Annotated in this window: 23 protein-coding genes, 1 tRNA gene and 1 pseudogene; 9 read left to right on the forward strand and 16 right to left on the reverse strand. The window is 56.5% G+C overall.

Annotation, left to right across the window (positions count from 1 at the left end; all coding sequences use genetic code 11):
- Positions 1-67: 67 nt before the first annotated feature.
- Together osmE and J2X66_RS20250 are read right to left on the reverse strand one after the other, a co-directional pair.
- Complete coding sequence (gene osmE, locus J2X66_RS20245; RefSeq protein ID WP_310267552.1) at positions 68-418, reverse strand: osmotically-inducible lipoprotein OsmE; 351 nt, start codon at positions 416-418, stop codon at positions 68-70.
- Positions 419-431: 13 nt separating this feature from the next.
- A complete protein-coding gene (locus tag J2X66_RS20250) occupies positions 432-671 on the reverse strand; it encodes a hypothetical protein (protein ID WP_310267555.1) in 240 nt (79 codons plus the stop codon).
- A gap of 179 nt (positions 672-850) precedes the next feature.
- Here J2X66_RS20250 and J2X66_RS20255 point away from each other — a divergent pair, with 179 nt between their 5' ends.
- Together J2X66_RS20255 and J2X66_RS20260 are read left to right on the forward strand one after the other, a co-directional pair.
- A complete protein-coding gene (locus J2X66_RS20255) occupies positions 851-1,069 on the forward strand; it encodes a hypothetical protein (protein WP_310267557.1) in 219 nt (72 codons plus the stop codon).
- A 72-nt stretch (positions 1,070-1,141) separates the two neighbouring features.
- Positions 1,142-1,477 carry a hypothetical protein gene (locus J2X66_RS20260; protein WP_310267560.1) on the forward strand — a complete coding sequence of 112 codons (336 nt, stop codon included), beginning with the start codon at positions 1,142-1,144 and terminating at the stop codon, positions 1,475-1,477.
- Positions 1,478-1,495: 18 nt separating this feature from the next.
- Here the strand turns inward: J2X66_RS20260 and J2X66_RS20265 are convergent, their stop codons facing one another.
- From J2X66_RS20265 to J2X66_RS20275, 3 genes are all read right to left on the reverse strand, one after another.
- Positions 1,496-1,729, reverse strand: coding sequence for a DUF6555 family protein (locus J2X66_RS20265; RefSeq protein WP_310267563.1), 234 nt, complete (start codon positions 1,727-1,729; stop codon positions 1,496-1,498).
- A 116-nt stretch (positions 1,730-1,845) separates the two neighbouring features.
- A complete protein-coding gene (locus J2X66_RS20270) occupies positions 1,846-2,046 on the reverse strand; it encodes a hypothetical protein (RefSeq protein ID WP_310267566.1) in 201 nt (66 codons plus the stop codon).
- Positions 2,047-2,169: 123 nt separating this feature from the next.
- Positions 2,170-2,457 carry a DUF4880 domain-containing protein gene (locus tag J2X66_RS20275; RefSeq protein WP_310267569.1) on the reverse strand — a complete coding sequence of 96 codons (288 nt, stop codon included), beginning with the start codon at positions 2,455-2,457 and terminating at the stop codon, positions 2,170-2,172.
- A 103-nt stretch (positions 2,458-2,560) separates the two neighbouring features.
- Between J2X66_RS20275 and J2X66_RS20280 the strand changes: the two genes are divergently transcribed.
- Positions 2,561-3,751, forward strand: a complete 1,191-nt coding sequence (locus J2X66_RS20280; protein ID WP_310267572.1) for an MFS transporter — start codon at positions 2,561-2,563, stop codon at positions 3,749-3,751.
- A gap of 35 nt (positions 3,752-3,786) precedes the next feature.
- Here the strand turns inward: J2X66_RS20280 and J2X66_RS20285 are convergent, their stop codons facing one another.
- From J2X66_RS20285 to J2X66_RS20295, 3 genes are read right to left on the reverse strand one after another with little or no spacing between them, the layout of a single operon-like run.
- A complete protein-coding gene (locus J2X66_RS20285) occupies positions 3,787-4,242 on the reverse strand; it encodes a YeeE/YedE family protein (protein WP_310267575.1) in 456 nt (151 codons plus the stop codon).
- Positions 4,243-4,244: 2 nt separating this feature from the next.
- Positions 4,245-4,679 carry a YeeE/YedE family protein gene (locus J2X66_RS20290; RefSeq protein ID WP_310267578.1) on the reverse strand — a complete coding sequence of 145 codons (435 nt, stop codon included), beginning with the start codon at positions 4,677-4,679 and terminating at the stop codon, positions 4,245-4,247.
- 41 nt (positions 4,680-4,720) lie between these two features.
- Positions 4,721-5,146, reverse strand: coding sequence for a hypothetical protein (locus J2X66_RS20295; protein ID WP_310267581.1), 426 nt, complete (start codon positions 5,144-5,146; stop codon positions 4,721-4,723).
- Positions 5,147-5,597: 451 nt separating this feature from the next.
- Between J2X66_RS20295 and J2X66_RS20300 the strand changes: the two are divergent.
- The 3 genes and pseudogenes from J2X66_RS20300 to J2X66_RS20310 all read left to right on the forward strand — a co-directional run.
- A pseudogene (locus tag J2X66_RS20300) lies at positions 5,598-5,783 on the forward strand (hypothetical protein); the annotation flags it as partial.
- Positions 5,784-6,107: 324 nt separating this feature from the next.
- The gene (locus J2X66_RS20305) at positions 6,108-6,389 is read left to right on the forward strand and encodes a hypothetical protein (RefSeq protein WP_310267584.1); all 282 of its coding nucleotides are present in this window, start codon (positions 6,108-6,110) and stop codon (positions 6,387-6,389) included.
- 107 nt (positions 6,390-6,496) lie between these two features.
- Positions 6,497-6,781, forward strand: a complete 285-nt coding sequence (locus J2X66_RS20310; RefSeq protein ID WP_310267587.1) for a hypothetical protein — start codon at positions 6,497-6,499, stop codon at positions 6,779-6,781.
- A 416-nt stretch (positions 6,782-7,197) separates the two neighbouring features.
- On the opposite strand, the gene J2X66_RS20315 is transcribed toward J2X66_RS20310, so the two are convergent.
- The 4 genes from J2X66_RS20315 to J2X66_RS20330 form a co-directional block, all read right to left on the reverse strand.
- Positions 7,198-9,234, reverse strand: a complete 2,037-nt coding sequence (locus J2X66_RS20315) for an LTA synthase family protein (RefSeq protein ID WP_310267590.1) — start codon at positions 9,232-9,234, stop codon at positions 7,198-7,200.
- A gap of 32 nt (positions 9,235-9,266) precedes the next feature.
- A complete protein-coding gene (locus J2X66_RS20320) occupies positions 9,267-9,878 on the reverse strand; it encodes a hypothetical protein (RefSeq protein WP_310267594.1) in 612 nt (203 codons plus the stop codon).
- On the reverse strand, positions 9,875-11,173 hold the full coding sequence (locus J2X66_RS20325; RefSeq protein ID WP_310267597.1) for a sialidase family protein: 1,299 nt from the start codon (positions 11,171-11,173) through the stop codon (positions 9,875-9,877). Before J2X66_RS20325 ends, J2X66_RS20320 begins: the two co-directional genes overlap by 4 nt.
- An 846-nt stretch (positions 11,174-12,019) precedes the next feature.
- Positions 12,020-12,107, reverse strand: a tRNA-Ser gene (locus J2X66_RS20330).
- Between the two features lie 123 nt (positions 12,108-12,230).
- On the opposite strand from J2X66_RS20330, the gene J2X66_RS20335 reads away from it, so the two are divergent.
- Entirely contained in the window at positions 12,231-12,902 is a 672-nt protein-coding gene (locus J2X66_RS20335) for a Bax inhibitor-1/YccA family protein (protein ID WP_027923729.1), read from the forward strand.
- A 60-nt stretch (positions 12,903-12,962) separates the two neighbouring features.
- Here the strand turns inward: J2X66_RS20335 and J2X66_RS20340 are convergent, their stop codons facing one another.
- Together J2X66_RS20340 and J2X66_RS20345 are read right to left on the reverse strand one after the other, a co-directional pair.
- Positions 12,963-13,292, reverse strand: a complete 330-nt coding sequence (locus tag J2X66_RS20340) for a YceK/YidQ family lipoprotein (protein ID WP_310267600.1) — start codon at positions 13,290-13,292, stop codon at positions 12,963-12,965.
- 57 nt (positions 13,293-13,349) lie between these two features.
- Complete coding sequence (locus J2X66_RS20345) at positions 13,350-13,787, reverse strand: Lrp/AsnC family transcriptional regulator (RefSeq protein WP_059182827.1); 438 nt, start codon at positions 13,785-13,787, stop codon at positions 13,350-13,352.
- Between the two features lie 135 nt (positions 13,788-13,922).
- Here J2X66_RS20345 and J2X66_RS20350 point away from each other — a divergent pair, with 135 nt between their 5' ends.
- Positions 13,923-14,816 (forward strand): DMT family transporter, encoded by an 894-nt coding sequence (locus J2X66_RS20350; protein ID WP_310267605.1) that lies wholly within the window; start codon positions 13,923-13,925, stop codon positions 14,814-14,816.
- Positions 14,817-14,819: 3 nt separating this feature from the next.
- On the opposite strand, the gene J2X66_RS20355 is transcribed toward J2X66_RS20350, so the two are convergent.
- Together J2X66_RS20355 and J2X66_RS20360 are read right to left on the reverse strand one after the other, a co-directional pair.
- The gene (locus J2X66_RS20355) at positions 14,820-15,839 is read right to left on the reverse strand and encodes an FUSC family protein (RefSeq protein WP_310267608.1); all 1,020 of its coding nucleotides are present in this window, start codon (positions 15,837-15,839) and stop codon (positions 14,820-14,822) included.
- A 65-nt stretch (positions 15,840-15,904) separates the two neighbouring features.
- On the reverse strand, positions 15,905-17,530 hold the full coding sequence (locus J2X66_RS20360; RefSeq protein WP_310267611.1) for an NADP-dependent glyceraldehyde-3-phosphate dehydrogenase: 1,626 nt from the start codon (positions 17,528-17,530) through the stop codon (positions 15,905-15,907).
- A gap of 266 nt (positions 17,531-17,796) precedes the next feature.
- On the opposite strand from J2X66_RS20360, the gene J2X66_RS20365 reads away from it, so the two are divergent.
- Complete coding sequence (locus J2X66_RS20365) at positions 17,797-18,180, forward strand: c-type cytochrome (RefSeq protein ID WP_310267614.1); 384 nt, start codon at positions 17,797-17,799, stop codon at positions 18,178-18,180.
- Positions 18,181-18,196 lie beyond the last annotated feature (16 nt).

An 18,196-nucleotide genomic window follows, 5' to 3' on the forward strand; every position in this document is an offset into this window, starting at 1 on the left:
CCCCGGAATGCCGGGGCTTTTTTGGATTGGCCTGTTTCTGGTTGACGGCTTCAGCAAGCCACGTCGTTCAATAGCCACTACCACCGCTTATACGTGAGGGTTCCCTGGCTTTGTGTTGAACATGACTCCATTCGGCGCAAGTCATAAAGCTTTTGTGGTCGACCTTGCCGTTGCCATCGAAGCTGACGTTGTACGACTGATGCTGGTCCGCGTGCGTCAATGTGTAGTCAAAACAACTGCCAGGCTGCACCGTGCGGTCGGTGATCGAGACCGGTTGACCGCCGATCTGCTGCACTTGATCCTTGCTCATCCCGGTCTGGACTTTCGCGACCAAGGGCTGGGTACCGTAAATACGTTCCTCGGTGCTGCAGCCACCCATCGCCAGCAGGACTGCCAGCGTGAACAGCGACTTGTTCATGACAGTGCTCCCGTTAGTGAGCCTTCTTCCGACTGATCAACTTGGCTTTCACTTCCTCGGCATAGCCCGCCAGGCGTGCTTCATCGCCCTGAAACAAAGCGCATAACTTGAGAACGGCTTGCGCATCCACCTCATTACCCGCCTGGCGTAGCTGTTGCTCAATGCGCAGCAACTCGACCGCCGACCACCTCAAATCTGACGCAACGCTTTGCAGGTCACGGCGAAGTGCGTTTTCATGTTCATTAAGCCACATGACGACCTCCAGCAATCTCTCGGGTGTAAAGAGTAGTTCCATTTAGAACCGCGTAACGTTTATTCGTCAGATTCCCGAGGGATAGAAAGTGCTTCCATTCGTCGGGAAGTTGAGGGCGACTGACCTTCGCGGTTGTCGTACGAAGGTCAATGAACTTCGTCAGGGCGAGGCCACACTCTATGAGCAATACCGATGACTTCAGATTTCATGCCCAGGAGTTGATTGTTGACCTGGATGCCGCCACCACAGAGATGATGAGGCTGATTTCAGCGCATCAACTGAGCGGCCCGGAGTGGGAGCGGGTCACGCAATGGCAACATGAAGCCTATGAGCGGTGGATGGCTTATCTCAACGAAAGAACCTATCCAGAGCCTTCAGGAAACAATGCTCCACATTGAGTTGTATTCAATAGATGGATGTCCGGCCGGCGAAGCGTTACATTTCGCGTTTTTACGGGATAAGGATGCGTCATGCGGATGTGGATTGGGGGAGTAACGTTGTCTATGCTGGCGGGTTGTTCGTTGCCAGCGTCTGTGGTGCCGGGTGAACCCAACGTCAGCAAATACAGCAACAAGCCGCCCAAAGAACTGGCGGCGTGCATTTTGCCGGCATGGCAGAAAGAAATTCCGAAAACGACTCAGGTCGGCATTTCCAATGGCTATCGGCTGACTGCGCCGAGCATTATCACTGCGGATGAAATTCTCGATATCGTCAAGTACAAGGACGGCAGTAGGGTTTCGTTGTATCAGGGGCCACCTTGGGCCAAGTCCGACGCCATGCGCAAAGCCGTGAAGGATTGTCTGTAAAGAGGCGCACCGGCCTTTTCAACTGGGTAATTCTTCCCAGCTGACATCGGTCAGGCCGCCTGCTTGCGCGTGACCCCGAAGTGCCTCGTCGTTTTGTTGATCGTGATTTTGCCCATATGAAAGTCCCAGCCCTGAATGCAGGCAAGCGTAATACCATGCGTCTGCGTGACTCATGTGCGTGTCTGGCTGTACGAAAACGTGCCGGTCATCGTTGAAACGGTAGGTGATTTGAAAATAGCGAGTGCGAGTCATCCGATTCTCCAGGTGCTACCGCTACGACATTAATGGCGTAGTGCCAGTTCCTTTGGATTTCGGACTTCTGTCTGCATGAGCGAAAGGCAGAATGTGTACCGGTCATCGGACGCGGGTTACTGATGGTTGTCCCGACCCGCGTTGCGCCGCTCACCGCCTGAAGGATTGCCGAGGTTGATCAATCTTCTTTCTACGAGGATGTTTTCGAGCGCCTGGCGCGCGACGGGGTCCAGTTGGTGTTCTCGCTCCTTGAGCTCCAGCAGGATCGGGCTCGACCAGGCTCGATAGGTTTTTTCGACAGTGCGAATGGACGGCATTTATCTCTCCTTGATCAGGGGCCTCCACCTATGAGCGGGGCGTTTGATTGCGTAGTGACCCTAGTTGAGGAAAGCGGTTTTCGCCAACAGATTGCACTGCAATGGTGCGGCCGTTTCAGCGCATCACATTTTGTGCGCGCCGTTCTGCAGCGTCGATACCTCAGTCAGCAGCTTTTTCGAGGTGTTTTGATGGTTTGGTAACTGGCGAGGATCCATCTGAATCCACTCCTTGAAGGCCCGCTTTTCCTCCTGCGTGCAGGTGTTTTCTTGTAAACGCATGCACCAATGAGCGGCTTGGCTGAGGATTGCTTCGCCCATGTCGCAAGAGCTGGGTGGTTTCATTGACTGCTGTGACGATTTCACGAATCGACAGGCTGTGCTCCATTCGGCAATCGCCAGCAAGATCGCCATGCGCTGGTCCAGCCGGCGCTTAATCGATGCATATGCGCTATTAATTAGAGGATCTTTGATTTTCGCAGTCTCTCTTAAGTGCAGATCAGCGAAGGACGAAACTATGAGCAGCGAAAGTCCAGGTACTCAAGCTGAGCCTATTCGTATACCGCGCACGATCTGGGCGCTGGGCTTTGTCAGCCTGTTCATGGATCTATCCTCTGAACTGGTACACAGCTTGCTCCCTGTATTTTTAGTGACGACATTGGGTGCGAGTGCATTGACCGTCGGCGTGATCGAGGGGATTGCAGAGTCGACCGCGATGCTGGTCAAGATATTCTCTGGCGCTATCAGTGACTTTATGGGGCGGCGCAAGGGGTTGCTGCTGCTTGGATATGGTTTAGCGGCGCTGAGCAAACCACTTTTTCCTCTTGCGCATTCGGCTGACGTTGTCTTTATTGCACGTTTTCTGGATCGAATCGGCAAAGGCATTCGTGGTGCACCGCGAGATGCCTTGGTTGCAGATGTGTCGCCAGCAGAAATCCGGGGTGCCTGTTTTGGGCTGCGGCAGTCGATGGATACCGTGGGTGCTGTTCTTGGCCCCGCTCTGGCCATCCTGCTTATGCTATGGCTTGCAGATATCCAGCGTGTGCTGTGGTTTGCAGTGATCCCCGCAACAATAGCGGTAGCGCTCATTGTCACTGGTGTAAAAGAATCGACCCACGTCTCCAGCACACCTAAATTCCGTTCTCCAATTCATTGGAGCGTCCTTCACGACTTCTCCTCCGGGTATTGGTGGGTCGTCATTATTGGTGGGGTGTTTACGCTTGCCCGTTTCAGCGAGGCGTTTCTGGTATTGCGGGCGCAGCAGGCCGGGCTGTCGGTCACCTGGGTACCGTTGGTGATGGTGATCATGTCACTTTTTTATGCGTTGTCCGCTTACCCGGCCGGCTGGCTGTCCGATCGTGTCAGTCGCACGAAGCTGCTCTGTGTGGGCATGGGGTTGCTCATCCTGGCGGATCTTGTACTTGCTCAGTCCAGTTCAGTGATCACGATGATGTTGGGTGTCGCGTTGTGGGGACTCCATATGGGATTTAGCCAAGGCATTCTGGCCTCACTGGTAGCTGATAAATCGCCCAGAGAACTCAAGGGAACCGCCTTCGGCATTTTCAATCTGGTCAGCGGTGTATGTATGTTGATGGCCAGTGTTCTAGCGGGCGGGTTATGGCAAAGCATTGGATCGGACAGCACATTCCTCATGGGGGCAGTGATTGCGTCCACAGCGCTACTGCTGCTGTTACTCAAGAAGCAATGACGCCTCAGGCGAACAGGGTCGACTCCCAGCTAAAATCAGCGGGTTTTATTCTCGGGAATTGGAACCGGTGACTCTGGACGTCTTTGTCGCTCAAGCCTTTCGAACAGCCCCATGCCAGCCAGCATGGCCATGACAAACACCACGCCCTTGAGAATGCCTGAGCCCATCAGTACCAACGCAGGGCCAGGGCAAATCCCTGCCAAACCCCAACCGATGCCAAACAGCATGCTCCCGATGACCAGACGCCGATCGATGTGTCGAGCTGTGGGCAGATTGATCGGCAGGCCCAGCAGTGATCGCGTCCGCGTTCTTGACACCTGGAAGCTCACCGCTGCGACGGCAATGGCGCCCACCATGACGAAGGCTAGAGAGGGATCCCAAGCCCCGGCCACATCCAGGAAACCGAGCACTTTGGCGGGGTTGGTCATGCCCGAAACCAGCAAGCCAAGACCGAATATGAGTCCCGCCATCCAGGCGGAAAAAAGAGCCATGGTCAGTTCACTCCCAGGAGGTGGCGAATAACAAAAACGGTGATAAACCCAACACCCATGAACACCACTGTCGCCACCGTTGAGCGAGGTGACAAACGCGACAGACCGCAGACGCCATGTCCGCTGGTGCAGCCAGAGCCATAGCGTGTCCCGACGCCAACTAATATCCCGGCGCCAATCAACAGCGGATAACCCGCATCGATCTGCAGTTCGGGCAGTGGTGCGATCAGCCGGTAAAGCAGCGGAGCCATGACCAGCCCCAGCACAAACGCCACTCGCCAGGTGACATCGCCAGCCATCGGGCGCAACAGTCCGCCGACGATGCCGCTGATACCAGCGATGCGCCCGTTGAACAGTATCAACAGCGCTGCGCCAGTGCCGATCAAAAGACCGCCCAGCAAGGCGCTCAGTGGTGTGAAGTGACTCATATCGAACATGACGATCTCCTCGTTGCCTTTGGTACGGTATCTGGCAATCGTCACTCCTTCATTGGCATGTCCATCATTGACGATTGCTGATCCATCATTTTCATCATCATGCCCATCATTCCATTACCCATGCCATCCTTGGAGCCAGACATCCCCATTTGGGAGCCCATGTTCATACACCCCGCAGCATCATGCTGCTGACTCATCATGGCCATGCTTTCCTTCATCGTCTTCATGCTCTGCTGCATAGCTGCGTGTCGCTCGTCCGGGGTTTTCGCAGCGGCGGCTTTATCGTGGGCCGCCTGCATTTTTTGCATTTGCTCGCTCATCGCTTTGTACATTGAGGACTCGGACGGTGTGCTGGCGGCCATTGCGCCGGTAGGCGCATCGGCAGGGTGATGCTCGTCTTCTGCGTTTGCCATGAAGATGCTGCTGGCCAAAATAGCGACGAGAACCCATTTCGATTGTGTTTGCATGATGGACTCCTGGAACTCAGAAATAAGCAGGAAGTACTAAACCGCGCCAAATCAACGCAATCAAACAGAACGGCCACGGTGTGACCGCCCTGAAGGGTGCTTCAGTGGGAGGGGAGGTGATCGTCTGGGCGGGGTCAGGCAGCAACCCGAGAATGAGTTGCCGTAGATCGCGGTAGTGATGACGGAGTCCGTACATGACTTGCTCCACGGGCGTGTAAGCCCCCAGTCGTTCAAGGGTAAACACCTGGTCAAGCGCAGAGTTGACTTTAATCAAGCAAGTGGGCTTTAGGGCGTCTGTGCAGGCTGAGGCCCACTCCCTGAGCGGTAGCCGCAGCATTGTGGCCAGGGCGCGGGCGTCTCAGAGATAGCTTTATGGCAGATGCACCTGCCACGAACAGCAGATTATCGGGGTAACGGCTGCGCCGGTGGTGTACTTGATCTGTTCCATGGCGGCGCCTCGATGTCATCCAATTACAACTGCCGCACCCTGTTGCCGGAAGTATTGATCGAGCAAGGACACGTCAAATTGATTAGTCGTTCACAGCCATTGGCGGATTTGTTGGCCTTGGAGTTGGGGCTTCAAAGACCATGTGGTGGGCGAAACTACCACGTGATGAAATGGCCTTGCAGTTGCTGAGTTGTCATTGAGGACAAACGGACTCGAAGCTGCCTTTTGCGGACGCGATGGGGTTTTAATTCTTGGACCTGTTGACTTAGTTGTATGAGGGGTTGCCATGTGATTTCTTACGTCGTTAAGAGGCTTCTGGCGATTAGAACTCGGTAATAACCTAGTTGGCGTGTCGGACTTGTTTTTGGTTTTCCAGTATTCAAACAATCAAGCTTTGTATTTTATGAAATCTGAAACCGCGAAAAAGCTGGCAGATATCGCACATTGACAGGTCATCGAGCTCAAATTACCATCCGGCGCCATTGTTGTTTAATACACTGACGGCGAGGCAAGATGAAAAAGTTACTCTTTCTGCTGGCCCTGCTTTCCCCTGATATGGTAATTGCTGGCGAGCCTGATCATCTTGCTATTTGCAATAAGCTCAAGTCAGATATCACGCATAGTTACGGTGTGAACAACTTGGTGTTGGTGAATAATGGTAGTTCATATGTGTCGGATGAAGGCGCCGTACTCTGTGTCTATGACGGTGTTGTCCAGAAGTTTTTCGGTGATAACGCTGTAAGAGTTATGGCGACACTGAATGTCGCCAGCAATAAATACAATGTGCGGTTTTAATAACAGGGATCCGGCCTGCCTCTCAGTTCCACATTGAAAACTCAGTCTTTTGTCTGCATGCCCCAGGATCAACCAGCCGTAGCGGTAGTAATTTAAAGGAGAAGGAGATGGCGAAGTACCTCATCGCTCATGTGCGTCAGGGTGGGCAAAACATGATAATTTTCCCGTTGGACGCTTCATTCGGTAGTCAGTCAAATAATACGCAAGAAGCGCTTATGAGGACGTTTCATTTAGCGGCTGCCGGCGCAGGTCTGGCAGGGCATGTCGTCGTTATCTGGCGGTCGGAGAATCGCACTTACTTCAGGGCACCCTATGCGTGGCACTCTTTTTTCAGATCGCCAGACGCTTATTCATTTGTAATGGGCAACCTCAATAAAGAGCTAACGATCTAGCCAGGTCCCAAGTTCGATCGCGCTACATCAACGCTCTGCGAGCGGGCGCTATATTCATTCTTGAATCGTTGAGTCAGCCCGTAGCTCCTGCATCGTGAGTAATCCCAGTTTTCTGGGGTTACCGCACATCCAGCAAGAACACACCTTCCCATGGTTGGCAAAAATCCCGGCGTTTTTTTCGCTGTTTGTCCAGCATTCACAGGCCCGCTGTTTTGCAAAAAAGCGAGACTTGAGGCGGCGTGTATCGTGTCGGCGTTGTGCTCTGGACATCATCTTCTCCGTAGCCAAAGCCGACAAAGCCCCGGCAGATTCCTCTGGCGGGGCTTCAAAAACTCGATCAGGTTCGCCATTGGCGAAACTCTGAATGTGCTGAAACGGTACCTTCAGTCGACCAGTGGGTCAACAAGCGAAAGGCGTTATTTCCGCACGTTCTGGTACAGCATCAATCGTGACGTTTCATGCATGGCGCGGGTCAACTCTGACAGCCGCTTGAACTCTTCGGGGTGTTGGTCGGCGACGTTGTCCAGCGGTGTTGGCGAGGCGAGGTCATGGAGAGTTGGCGAGCTTCCGTCGTGTTCCATCTGTACCAAGTAGTGCTGGGTCACGCCGGCAATCAACGGGAACGTGCCTTCACGCAACACCAATGGCACCACGCGTTCGCCTTCGGGCGCAGGTTGCTGAATATCACGGCCCATGCCGCTGTTGCGAAACTCCAGGCCGGCCATGCCCACCACGGTTGGCAGCAAGTCCACCAGGCCGACGGCTTCATCGACCTTGCGCGTGCCGATCAGGGCTGGCGCGTGGATAATCATCGGCACCGCGTTGCTTTCCAGACCCAGTTGCTCGTAGGCCGGTGGCAGGAAAGGGATCTGGGCGATGCGGGTGTTGTGGTCGCCAAACAGCACAAAAATAGTGTTTTCGTACCAGCCACCGGCCTTGGCAATTTCCATCAAGCGTCCGATGTTGAAGTCCAGCAAACGCACGGCGTTGTATTGGTCGACACTGCGCGAACCCGCGGCCTGGACTTCCTCCAGGGTAGGGTGCTTGACCTCGAAACCGTCGTTGATCTTTGGAATCGTGAAGGGGCGATGGTTGCCGGCCGTTTGTATATAGGCGAAGAACGGTTTGTCCTTGGGCAGCGTTTGCAGGATCTGGTCGGTCTCCTTGAACAGGTCCAGATCCGAGATGCCCCAGACATCCACTACCGGGGATTTCCAGTCTCGCTCGTCGTACAGGCGAACGCCGTCGATGCTTTGTTTGATCAAGGCATTCATGTTGGCCCAACCGGCGTTGCCACCAATGGTGTAGATCTTCTCGTAGCCAGTGAAGGCATTGACCAGCGTGTTTTGATTGGTGATCAGTGGATGACGCGTCGCAGTATCCTGGCGAGTAACGTCAGGTACTCCGCTGATGCTGGCCCAGACGGTTTTTGCGGTCCCCGTCACTGGCACATAGAAGTGTTTGAAGAACCAGCTCTGCGTGGCCAGGCGATCGATATTGGGCGTCGGATTAATCGGGTTGCCATAGGCCCCGACGGCGCTGGTGCCCAGCGACTCAAGCATCACGAACACCACGTTCGGTGGCCGCGAGCCCGCTACTTTGTAGGGTTGTGGTGCCTGGTGGCGGACAAAGTTAAGGGTCTGCGGATCGGGTTTATCAACGCCCAGATAGTTGGCCATGACCGCATAAAGTTCGCGTACTGTCGCTTCGTCATAGCGCGACTGGCCGACTTTGACGGTGTCGTAGAAAAAAATCACCGGGTTCAGGCCCAATGCGGCGACCTGGTTATTGCCCGAGAAGAACGCATCGCTCCAGCGTAGCGGCACAGGGTTTTCAAGGTTCAAGTGTTCGACACGACCCAAAATACCCAGCAGCACCAGCACAACCATCAACGCACTGCCCCACGTCGCGGAGAACCGGGAAATGACGGTGCCGGGGCGATCCAGCGTGACGCGCTCCAGACGCACCAGCGCCAATGTCACGAACGCGACGGTTGCCAGCCAACCCAATGAAATCCAGATGACCGGATAGGTTTGCCAGACCATATCACGGGATATTTGCGCATCCTCGATGAAGCGCAATACCGTGGCGTTGATCCTCACGCCGAGGTACGCGTAATGGCCAAAATCGGTGATGTAGATCAGCAGAATGGCGCTGAGAACGGCGACCAGATACCCCCGGGCGATGCAGCGAACGAGGTGGCTACTGATCAGGTTCCAGCGAGGGATCCAGGCCAATATCGCCAATGGCAGCATGACCAGAATGGCCAGGCGCAAGTCGAAGCGAAAGCCGATGCCCAGGGTTTCCAGCACGGCGTTGTCGTCGCTCAGGGCTTTGGCGTCGAAACCGGAAAAGCCGAAAAAGAACACCACCCGCAGCAGTGCAAACAGCACAAACGCGATCGCTGTTGCGCCCAGCCAGTAATGCAAACGTCTCGATTTCAGCCAGCCCATCGATGTTTCCCTATTAGTAATTTCGTTAAATTTCAAACGGATTCGTTTGGTATTGGCCCGCGCAGCGTGATGAACCGGCGATACGTCCAGCGCGTCCCCACCACCAGCAGCGTCAGGCCGCAATACAGGCCCAGCAGCGGATCAATCAGGTAATCCCAATAGTTGTGGGAGGGTTTGATCCCGGCGAGGAAGGCCAGGGTCGCGCTCGTCAACAATACGATGGCCAGGTAATTTCGCAGGTAAAACAGGCCTAACGTCAGCAGTGCCACGACAAACAACAGGGGGCGTGGGCTGAAACCCCGTCGGTAAGGGTCCAGATCACTCAAGCCCAGCGTTGCCGGGTATAACACCAGGGCCATGACGGCGAAGAGGATCAGTACGCCGGTTTGATCACGCTGCGCGGGCGGCAACACACCCAGTCGACACAGACAGCCCCAGCCCATGAACACCAATGAGGTGATCGCGAGGTCATCCATGTGGCTGCGCAAGTAAGCGGCCAGCGAAATTCCGTCCAGTGGTATGAAGCTGCTGGCCAGCAATGTAAGCAACAGCGCGATGCGCCAGACCCTGCTCAGGCCAAAAGACGGGATGACCAGGAAAATGATCATTGCGAAGCTGAGATGGGCTTGCCACAGGCTGATCATTTGAGACGCTCGGACAGCCAGGCATCGTTGAAGGACACGTGTTTGATGAAGGTGTTGTTCCAGGTATAAACCAAGTGATACATCCCGTCGGAGCTGCGGATGAAGTACGGGTATTCGTATTCAAACTCACACCCTTCGCTTTTGCAGACGCGTTTGTCGAGGTTGTCGAGGAATTGCGCCTCCAGCGGTTGGCGGAGCTTGCCACTGGAATCGCGGAACTCTTTCCCGATGAGTTCTTTGTAGGCGAGGGGCGAATACGGATCGCCCTCGGGGTCCGGTGATTTGTCCAGATCGCGCACCAGGCGCCAATCGTCCATCTTCGCATCGGTGAGATAGAGGCTCAGTTTGAAGCGTCCCTCTTGCAGGTCATTGAGCGCTACCAGCAATCCGTGTCCGGGCGTCGCAACGGCCGCCAACGAGGAGTTGGGGTTCGATGGATCGAGCGGATAAGGTTCGCTCCAGGTCTGTCCGGCATCCTCGGTGCGGCTCGCCAGGACTCGGTGATGCGTGTCGCCGGCATAGCGCAACATGGCGATACCACGCTGACCGTCCAGCGGAACGACCGCGGGTTGCAATGAGTTATTGCCGTGGCTGATGCGGTATTTATCGATCACTTCACCGTCTGCGCTCAGGTAAAGGTACTCGGCAAACTTGCCCAGAAACTCGTGGTAGACCGGCAAGCCGATGGAGCCGTCGGCATGGAACACCGGTGCCGACCGGACCAGGGTGCTGATGTTCAGAAAGGGTGAAGTGATTAATTGGCGCGGTGCCGACCAATTCATACCCAAGTCGTCCGAAACCATCACATTGACCGCGCTACCGGCCCAGCCGCCCATGGACACGGAGACGAAGAACAGCCACAGGCGATTGTCCGGCGCCAGAGCAATGACCGGGTTGCCCAGTTTCCGGATGTATTTTCGAGTGCTTTGCTGGGTCGACTCCCGAGTGGCCATGACCTGTTCTTCACCCCACTCGCCGGTACTCACGTTGAAACGAGCGGAGCGCACCTGCACATCGGCGGCGCCTTCGCGAGTGCCGGCGAACCAGACCGCCATCAAGCTACCGTCAGGCAGGGCTGTTACCGCTGAAGAGTGCACGAAGTCCACCAGTCCGGAGGAGGCGAAACGGCTGGTATAAATGGGCTTGGCCGCCTGATCCGTCACAGTCAAAACCGGACTTGTCGGGGCAAAGGAAGCATGCTTGGGGGCAGGGTGGGTGAGCCATGCGCCCGTAAAGAGAAAAGCAAGGGCAAGGTAAACACTTAGGGCAGGAATGCTGGGGAGCTTTCTGTGCATGATTAAGGCTCTGGTATCTCATGGCCCGATAAAGCGCACAAGCTAACACTCGGTAGTACAAGATCGGACTTTATGAGTTTCTATTCTGTAAGTAGTTGTTTTAAGCGTGCGGCCCTGTCGGCGAACAAGCTTCAACTGATCCGAAGCGGTCTTTCAGTGTTCCATGGATATAGGGTCGCTACGCAGCGGGAGGTGGCTGCACACCGGAGAAGGCAAAAAAATCCCCGCACCTCCTGGGGGAGGTTCGGGGAAAAAAGAGGAGTTTCATCTCAGACAATCAGCGTTTGCACGAAGCAGGCAACGAACCTGCTGCGCCTTGTAGGGGCCGCCATGAAGTAGCCCTTGCAAACCTTCTTGTCGAAGGGGATTAGAGGCTGCATCGACAAAATTGGAAAGTTAATAAGCATCAAAAATATGTATTGCTGGTTGGTCGAGCGGCGGAGAGGATGCCCGAGCCTGTCAGCTTGCGACCTGCAAGTGGGATGGTGAAGCGGTCAGCCGGACGTCGGGGTGGGCCGAAAAGGTTCGGGGACTTTTTCGGGGATTCGCTAATTTCGGTTTGGCTCTATAAGGCTCCGCCAGTAGAAGGCTCAGAAAATGCCCGGGTTTGTGCCCATTGTCCTGAGAATGCGTGCGGGGGAGAAGGAAAGCGGAAAGTTTTGTAACGGTCCTGCTGTTCCTCGGCCATGGCCTGCCTCTTCAATTCCGTGGGCCGCTAGATCGAGCCATGTCTGTCGTCGTCGGCGAGGAGGAGATAGTTATGGAACACATCCCGAGCGGCGAAGAATTCGCCAAACCCCAGAAACGACAAAGCCCTGAATAATCAGGGCTTTGTCGGTACAAATATGGCGGAGGCGATGGGATTCGAACTCATGGACCTGTTACAGTCGACGGTTTTCAAGACCGTTGCCTTAAACCACTCGGCCACACCTCCGTTTGCGTTGCGGGCGCCATAATACCTGAATGAAACACACTGTCAAACTCTCTGCATAGCTTGTTACAGAGCGTCTGTTATGATCTTTGCGACTGAACGTTTCATACCAACAGGAGTGTCGCCATGCGCGAACAGGATTACGCAGTTAATAACAGCGTGCAGGCTGAGCAGCTAGAGGTTAGCCGCGTCCTGCGCAACACTTACGGCTTACTCGCTCTGACCCTCGCATTCAGCGGCGTGATGGCATTTGTCGCTCAGCAGATGCGTGTCGGATACCCGAACGTGTTCGTGGTGCTGATCGGCTTCTATGGCCTTTTCTTCCTCACCAACAAACTCCGTGATTCGGCCTGGGGCCTGGTGTCTGCTTTTGCCCTGACCGGTTTCATGGGGTTCCTGCTCGGCCCGATCCTCAACCGTTACCTGGGGATGCAGGGCGGCGCTGAAGTGGTCAGTTCGGCGTTCGCGATGACGGCACTGGTGTTTGGTGGTCTATCGGCCTACGTGCTGATTACCCGCAAGGACATGAGCTTCCTGGGTGGCTTCATCACCGCAGGCTTCTTCGTGCTGCTGGGTGCGACGCTGGCGAGCTTCTTCTTCCAGATCAGCGGCCTCCAACTGGCGATCAGCGCAGGTTTCGTGCTGTTTTCCTCGGTCTGCATTCTGTTCCAGACCAGCGCCATCATTCACGGCGGCGAGCGCAACTACATCATGGCGACCATCAGCCTGTATGTATCGATCTACAACCTCTTCATCAGCTTGTTGCAGCTGTTTGGCATCATGAGCCGCGATGATTGATCGAAGGCCTTGAGTAAAAAACCCGCTTAGGCGGGTTTTTTATTGCTTTAAATTAAGGGCTCATTCAGTGATGACAAAGCTGCCGTCGGCTTGTTGGCGGTAAATGGTGTAAGGCAGCAACAAGGTATCGAGTGCGCCGGAGATGACGACATCGATCAGCACAATGGCGGGCGCATTGTCATGTACTTGCGCATCCTTTCCATTTTGGAGCGGCGCATTCAGGCTGCAAAAATCATAGGTCACACCGCTGTAGATTCGTGGAACGGCGCCGCAGTAGCTTTTTTGTTCCTTGAGGCTCTTCGCAGCCACTTCATCGCCGCGTATCACCGTTTGGATTGTGCCGCAGCCCACCAACAGCAGCGCAGCCACTACCAATACTTGGGTTTTCATACCGTCAATCCTTCGCCGGAAAAACCTCAATCTACGTCAGTCCGGAGCAAACATCACTTACGCCATCGGTGGCAACCGGCGTTTGACCGGAGTCTTCTTCACGATTGCCGTGTTGGTTTCGGCGTGGGTATTGAGGCGGTCGAGCAGCGTGTCCAGCTGTTCCATGGAGCGTACATGCAGGCGCGCGATGAAGCAGTCGTCGCCCGTGACTTTGTCGCACTCGGTGAATTCAGGGATAGCCTGAATCTGCCGCTCCACTTCCTGCAATTGACCCGGTAACGGGCGAATCCGCACGATGGCCTGGAGTTGATAGCCGAAGCATTTCGGATCGATTTCCACCGTGTAGCCCTTGAGCACACCGCGTTCTTCGAGGCGACGCAGACGCTCGGCGACACTGGGCGAGGACAAGCCGCTGAGGTGCGCCAACGCCTTGAGCGAGCGTCGCGAGTCTTCCATCAATGCGCTGATCAGGACTTGGTCGATGTCGTCGGTCATGGCGAACCCCCTGTAAGGCAATAAATTGAAACTGCCTTGATAAAAAAGGCAAAAACCGAGTTTAGCCTGCTTTTTGCGCTGGAGAAGCCTCTGGCGGGATTGGCATACTTTGCGCTCAAACACAGGAGTCTGAAGATGGACAAATCAATACGTCGCGGCTCATTCGAAATGAGCGCCGCCATGCTGATCTCCGGGACCATTGGCTGGTTTGTGCTGGTATCCGGGCAACCGGTGCTGGACGTGGTGTTCTGGCGTTGCCTGTTCGGGGCGGGCACCTTGCTGATGATTTGCGCTGCGTTCGGCTTCCTCCGTCCCGGCATTCTGAGCCGTGCCACTTTCCTGTTGGCGGTGCTCAGCGGCGTGGCGATTGTCGGCAACTGGGTGCTGTTGTTCGCGTCCTATTCGCGCGCCTCGATTGCCATTGGCACGGCGGTCTACAACGTGCAGCCGTTCATGCTGGTGGGCCTGGCCGCGTTGTTCCTCAACGAAAAAATCACCCTGCAGAAACTGTTCTGGCTGGGCATTTCCTTTCTCGGAATGCTCGCAATTGTCAGCGCCCATGGCGGGCAGGGCGAGAGCGGTAATGATTACCTGATGGGGATTGCACTGGCGCTGGGTGCTGCATTCCTTTACGCAATTGCCGCGCTGATCATCAAGCGCCTGACCGGTACGCCACCCCATCTGATCGCCTTGATCCAGGTCTGCACCGGGGTGCTGTTGCTCGCGCCGTTCGCGCACTTTTCAGCGCTGCCGCAAGCGCCGAGTGCCTGGGCCAGCCTGGTGACGCTTGGCATCGTCCACACGGGCGTGATGTACGTGTTGTTGTACGGCGCGATTCAAAAACTGCCGACGGCACTGACCGGGGCGTTGTCGTTCATCTACCCGATTGCGGCGATTTTTGTCGACTGGTTTGCCTTTGGTCATCGCCTGGAACCACTGCAATGGCTCGGAGTCGCAGCGATTTTGCTGGCCGCCGCCGGTATGCAACAGGGTTGGGGTTTCAAATCGCGCAAACTGGCGGCGCAGTAAGTGTCAGATGTTCCAGCGCGGCGCGGTCTTGGCCAGTCGCTGGCGCATCTCACCTATATTGGCGGCGAACTGTCGGGTCAGCAGCCGATAACCGTCCAGAGGGCTGTAGACCGGCGCTTCGAGACTTGAAGCGGGCGGCAAGTCGACAGGCCGGCTCAGCCGTTGCGACGCACCGGTTTTCAACGCCCGCGCCATCCCGATCAATTGCACGCGGATCTGCCGATGCTCGGCAGTCATTGCCGATTGCAATTGCGCCATGGCGTTCAAGTCACAGGGATCCGGACGAGTGTTGGCGAGGATCTCCAGGGTGCTGACACACATGCGTAAATTGCGTTGAATGGCATCCAGTTCGTTCATGGAGATTTTCACTTCCTTGGACACAGACGGCATCAGCGAGCGCAATTGCACCATCACCGAATTCAGGCGCCCCATGAGTTTGAGGTGATCGTCATCACTGACTGGCTGGCCATTGATGATGCGCCCGTAGATCGTCGCGCAATCACGCAGCGCATCGGCCAGGTTGTAGCGCCAGGAAAACACCGCGTACAGCGGCAGCGCGAAGGAAAACGCCAGCGCCAAGGCAATGCCGATCAAAATATCCACCCCGCGCCACAGGCCGTCCGTGACCGGGTTGTCTCCGTGCCCCGCGACGATAAACACGGTAATCGCCGCGAGCAACGCGGTGTAACCACCCTTGCCAATGGCGTGATACGAGAAAAACCCGCACACCACCGACATGGCGAAATAGGTCAGCCACGGCATCCCGAGCCAGGCCTGTTGCGCGACCAGCAGCAGACCGACGCCGGCCCCGATCAACGTGCCAATGGCCCGTTCGGCGGCTTTTTTGCCGATGTTGCCGTGGTGCTGCAAGCCACCAATCACGACCAGCATCGTCACCGACGCCCATTCACCGTGGGGTAAATGGATGCCGGTGGTCAGCAGGATCGTCGCCAGCAACCCAAGCGAGACCCGCACCGCGTGGATCAGTCTGGCGTGGCGATAGCGCCGGTACGGGTCCAGCAATGGACGTAGCAGTCGGCGCAGCAGCGGTGGCAGTCGATGGCTGAAGGTACTCAGGCTCGGCGTCCTCAGAAAATGTAATCGGTGGTCAGGAAGCTCGAACTGCGTCCACTGATGATCTCGCTGATGAGGTCCTTGTTGGTTTCCTGGAACTTGGTCGCGACCAATGTGCGGATTGAAAACACCCGCAAGGCATCATGCACCGACAACGTGCCTTCGGCCGAATTCTTGCGCCCGTTGAACGGGAAGGTGTCCGGGCCACGCTGGCATTGGGCGTTGAGGTTGATGCGCCCGACCTGGTTGGCGAAGGTGTCCACCAGTCGGCCGACCGCCACCGGGTTGGTGCCGAAAATACTCAACTGCTGGCCAAAGTCCGATTCCAGGACGTAATCGATCACCGTGTCCAGATGGCGGTACGGCACGATCGGGATGACCGGGCCGAACTGTTCTTCCTGGTAGACACGCATCTGCGGGGTCACCGGGAACAGCACCGCCGGGTAGAAGAACGAGGCGCGGGCCATGCCGCCGTTGGGGTTGACCACCTTGGCGCCCTTGCTTTCGGCATCAGCCACCAGCGAATGCAGGTAATCGACCTTGCCCGACTCCGGCAGCGGGGTCAGTGCCACGCCGCTGTCCCATGGCATGCCGGGTTTGAGGCTGGCGAGTTTGGCGTTGAATTTCTCGATGAACGCTTCGACCACGTCTTCATGCACGAACAGGATTTTCAATGCGGTGCAGCGCTGGCCGTTGAATGATAACGAGCCGGTCACCGCTTCGCTGACGGCGTTGTCCAGATCAACCTCGGGCAGGACGATGCCGGGGTTCTTCGCATCAAGGCCCAACGCCGCACGCAATCGGTGAGGTTTTGGGTGGAGTTTTTTCAGATCGCTGGCGGCTTTGTTGGTGCCGATAAACGCGAAGATGTCGATCTTGCCACTGGCCATCAAGGCGCTGACCGTCTCGCGGCCGCTGCCGTAGATCACGTTGATCACCCCGGCCGGGAAGCTGTCGCGGAACGCTTCCAGCAACGGGCGAATCAACAGCACGCCGAGTTTGGCCGGTTTGAACACCACGGTGTTGCCCATGATCAGCGCCGGAATCAGCGTGGTGAAGGTTTCGTTCAGCGGGTAGTTGTAGGGGCCCATGCACAGGGCCACGCCCATCGGGACGCGACGGATCTGGCCGAGAGTGTCCTGTTCCAGCTCGAAGCGGCTGGAGCGGCGGTCGAGTTCCTTCAAGGCATTGATGGTGTCGACGATGTAATCGCAGGTGCGATCAAACTCTTTTTCCGAGTCCTTGAGGTTCTTGCCGATCTCCCACATCAGCAGCTTGACCACCGCCTCACGCTGTTGACGCATGCGCCCCAGGAAGGCTTCGACGTGCTGGATGCGTTCGGCCACGCGCATGGTCGGCCACAAGCCCTGCCCGCGGTCATAAGCACGGACGGCGGCGTCCAGCGCGATCAGCGCAGTGTCGGCGTCCAGCAGCGGCGTGCTGCCGAGGATCACTTGCTCGTCGCCATTCGCGCCGCTCAGGTACACCGGGCTGCGGACTTGGGCGAGCGGCCCGTCCCAGGTTTTCAGTTCGCCATCGACCAGGTATTCGCGCTGCTCGGTCTGCCCGTCGAGGCGGTACTTTTCCGGGATGTCGGCGAGGCTCGGAAACAGGTTGTCGAGAATGTTGGCTGTGGTCATGTCGCTACCCCCTCTGGATTGGGTCATGCACTGATGAATCGTTTTAGCAGACCTCGGCCTCGCTTGTCATGACTCATCTCAGGGTTTTGTGCCGGTGGTAATGGCGCGCGGATTTCACGGCGCATCGGTCATGGCCTCAGAAGCCCCCCTTGTTGGCCCCCAATGCCCTCAACCCGCCCACGCCGGGTGCCTTAGTGTTGAGTTCTCCTTGATCACAACAATAAACGGTGCACCCGGCTGACCGGGCACCCCCTGAGAGGAACGCCATGCGGGCACGCCGATTCAGTGAAAAGCCTAGTCTCTGTTTTGCCCTGGTGGGGGGCGTGGTGTTGCTCGCAGGGTGTGGCAAAGAGCCGGAAAGCCCGGCGACGCACATTGACGCGGCCACCGCGAGGCCCGCCGATGCCGAACTGGCGCAGGTCTACGACAACAGTTGCAAGCTCTGTCACGCCAACCCGGCCGCCGGCGCACCGCTGACCGGCGACAGCAAAGCCTGGGAGCCTCGGATGAGGCAGGGCGCCGACACGCTGCTCGATCACGCGATCAACGGCTACAACGGCATGCCGCCGATGGGGTTGTGCATGCAGTGTTCGCAAGAACAGTTCCTGGCGCTGATCAGCTTCATGTCCGGCCAGCACATCCCACAATAAAAACGACAGGGTGCGA

It is taken from the genome of Pseudomonas sp. 3296, from assembly GCF_031456615.1.
Taxonomy (GTDB): Bacteria; Pseudomonadota; Gammaproteobacteria; order Pseudomonadales; family Pseudomonadaceae; genus Aquipseudomonas; species Aquipseudomonas mucoides.

What these genes read in the sequence shown, in the direction of transcription:
- osmE (WP_310267552.1), bottom strand. Translation starts at nt 418, where the DNA reads ATGAACAAGTCGCTGTTCACGCTGGCAGTCCTGCTGGCGATGGGTGGC.
- J2X66_RS20250 (WP_310267555.1), bottom strand. Translation starts at nt 671, where the DNA reads ATGTGGCTTAATGAACATGAAAACGCACTTCGCCGTGACCTGCAAAGC.
- J2X66_RS20255 (WP_310267557.1), top strand. Translation starts at nt 851, where the DNA reads ATGAGCAATACCGATGACTTCAGATTTCATGCCCAGGAGTTGATTGTT.
- J2X66_RS20260 (WP_310267560.1), top strand. Translation starts at nt 1,142, where the DNA reads ATGCGGATGTGGATTGGGGGAGTAACGTTGTCTATGCTGGCGGGTTGT.
- J2X66_RS20265 (WP_310267563.1), bottom strand. Translation starts at nt 1,729, where the DNA reads ATGACTCGCACTCGCTATTTTCAAATCACCTACCGTTTCAACGATGAC.
- J2X66_RS20270 (WP_310267566.1), bottom strand. Translation starts at nt 2,046, where the DNA reads ATGCCGTCCATTCGCACTGTCGAAAAAACCTATCGAGCCTGGTCGAGC.
- J2X66_RS20275 (WP_310267569.1), bottom strand. Translation starts at nt 2,457, where the DNA reads ATGGCGATCTTGCTGGCGATTGCCGAATGGAGCACAGCCTGTCGATTC.
- J2X66_RS20280 (WP_310267572.1), top strand. Translation starts at nt 2,561, where the DNA reads ATGAGCAGCGAAAGTCCAGGTACTCAAGCTGAGCCTATTCGTATACCG.
- J2X66_RS20285 (WP_310267575.1), bottom strand. Translation starts at nt 4,242, where the DNA reads ATGGCTCTTTTTTCCGCCTGGATGGCGGGACTCATATTCGGTCTTGGC.
- J2X66_RS20290 (WP_310267578.1), bottom strand. Translation starts at nt 4,679, where the DNA reads ATGTTCGATATGAGTCACTTCACACCACTGAGCGCCTTGCTGGGCGGT.
- J2X66_RS20295 (WP_310267581.1), bottom strand. Translation starts at nt 5,146, where the DNA reads ATGCAAACACAATCGAAATGGGTTCTCGTCGCTATTTTGGCCAGCAGC.
- J2X66_RS20305 (WP_310267584.1), top strand. Translation starts at nt 6,108, where the DNA reads ATGAAAAAGTTACTCTTTCTGCTGGCCCTGCTTTCCCCTGATATGGTA.
- J2X66_RS20310 (WP_310267587.1), top strand. Translation starts at nt 6,497, where the DNA reads ATGGCGAAGTACCTCATCGCTCATGTGCGTCAGGGTGGGCAAAACATG.
- J2X66_RS20315 (WP_310267590.1), bottom strand. Translation starts at nt 9,234, where the DNA reads ATGGGCTGGCTGAAATCGAGACGTTTGCATTACTGGCTGGGCGCAACA.
- J2X66_RS20320 (WP_310267594.1), bottom strand. Translation starts at nt 9,878, where the DNA reads ATGATCAGCCTGTGGCAAGCCCATCTCAGCTTCGCAATGATCATTTTC.
- J2X66_RS20325 (WP_310267597.1), bottom strand. Translation starts at nt 11,173, where the DNA reads ATGCACAGAAAGCTCCCCAGCATTCCTGCCCTAAGTGTTTACCTTGCC.
- J2X66_RS20335 (WP_027923729.1), top strand. Translation starts at nt 12,231, where the DNA reads ATGCGCGAACAGGATTACGCAGTTAATAACAGCGTGCAGGCTGAGCAG.
- J2X66_RS20340 (WP_310267600.1), bottom strand. Translation starts at nt 13,292, where the DNA reads ATGAAAACCCAAGTATTGGTAGTGGCTGCGCTGCTGTTGGTGGGCTGC.
- J2X66_RS20345 (WP_059182827.1), bottom strand. Translation starts at nt 13,787, where the DNA reads ATGACCGACGACATCGACCAAGTCCTGATCAGCGCATTGATGGAAGAC.
- J2X66_RS20350 (WP_310267605.1), top strand. Translation starts at nt 13,923, where the DNA reads ATGGACAAATCAATACGTCGCGGCTCATTCGAAATGAGCGCCGCCATG.
- J2X66_RS20360 (WP_310267611.1), bottom strand. Translation starts at nt 17,530, where the DNA reads ATGACCACAGCCAACATTCTCGACAACCTGTTTCCGAGCCTCGCCGAC.
- J2X66_RS20365 (WP_310267614.1), top strand. Translation starts at nt 17,797, where the DNA reads ATGCGGGCACGCCGATTCAGTGAAAAGCCTAGTCTCTGTTTTGCCCTG.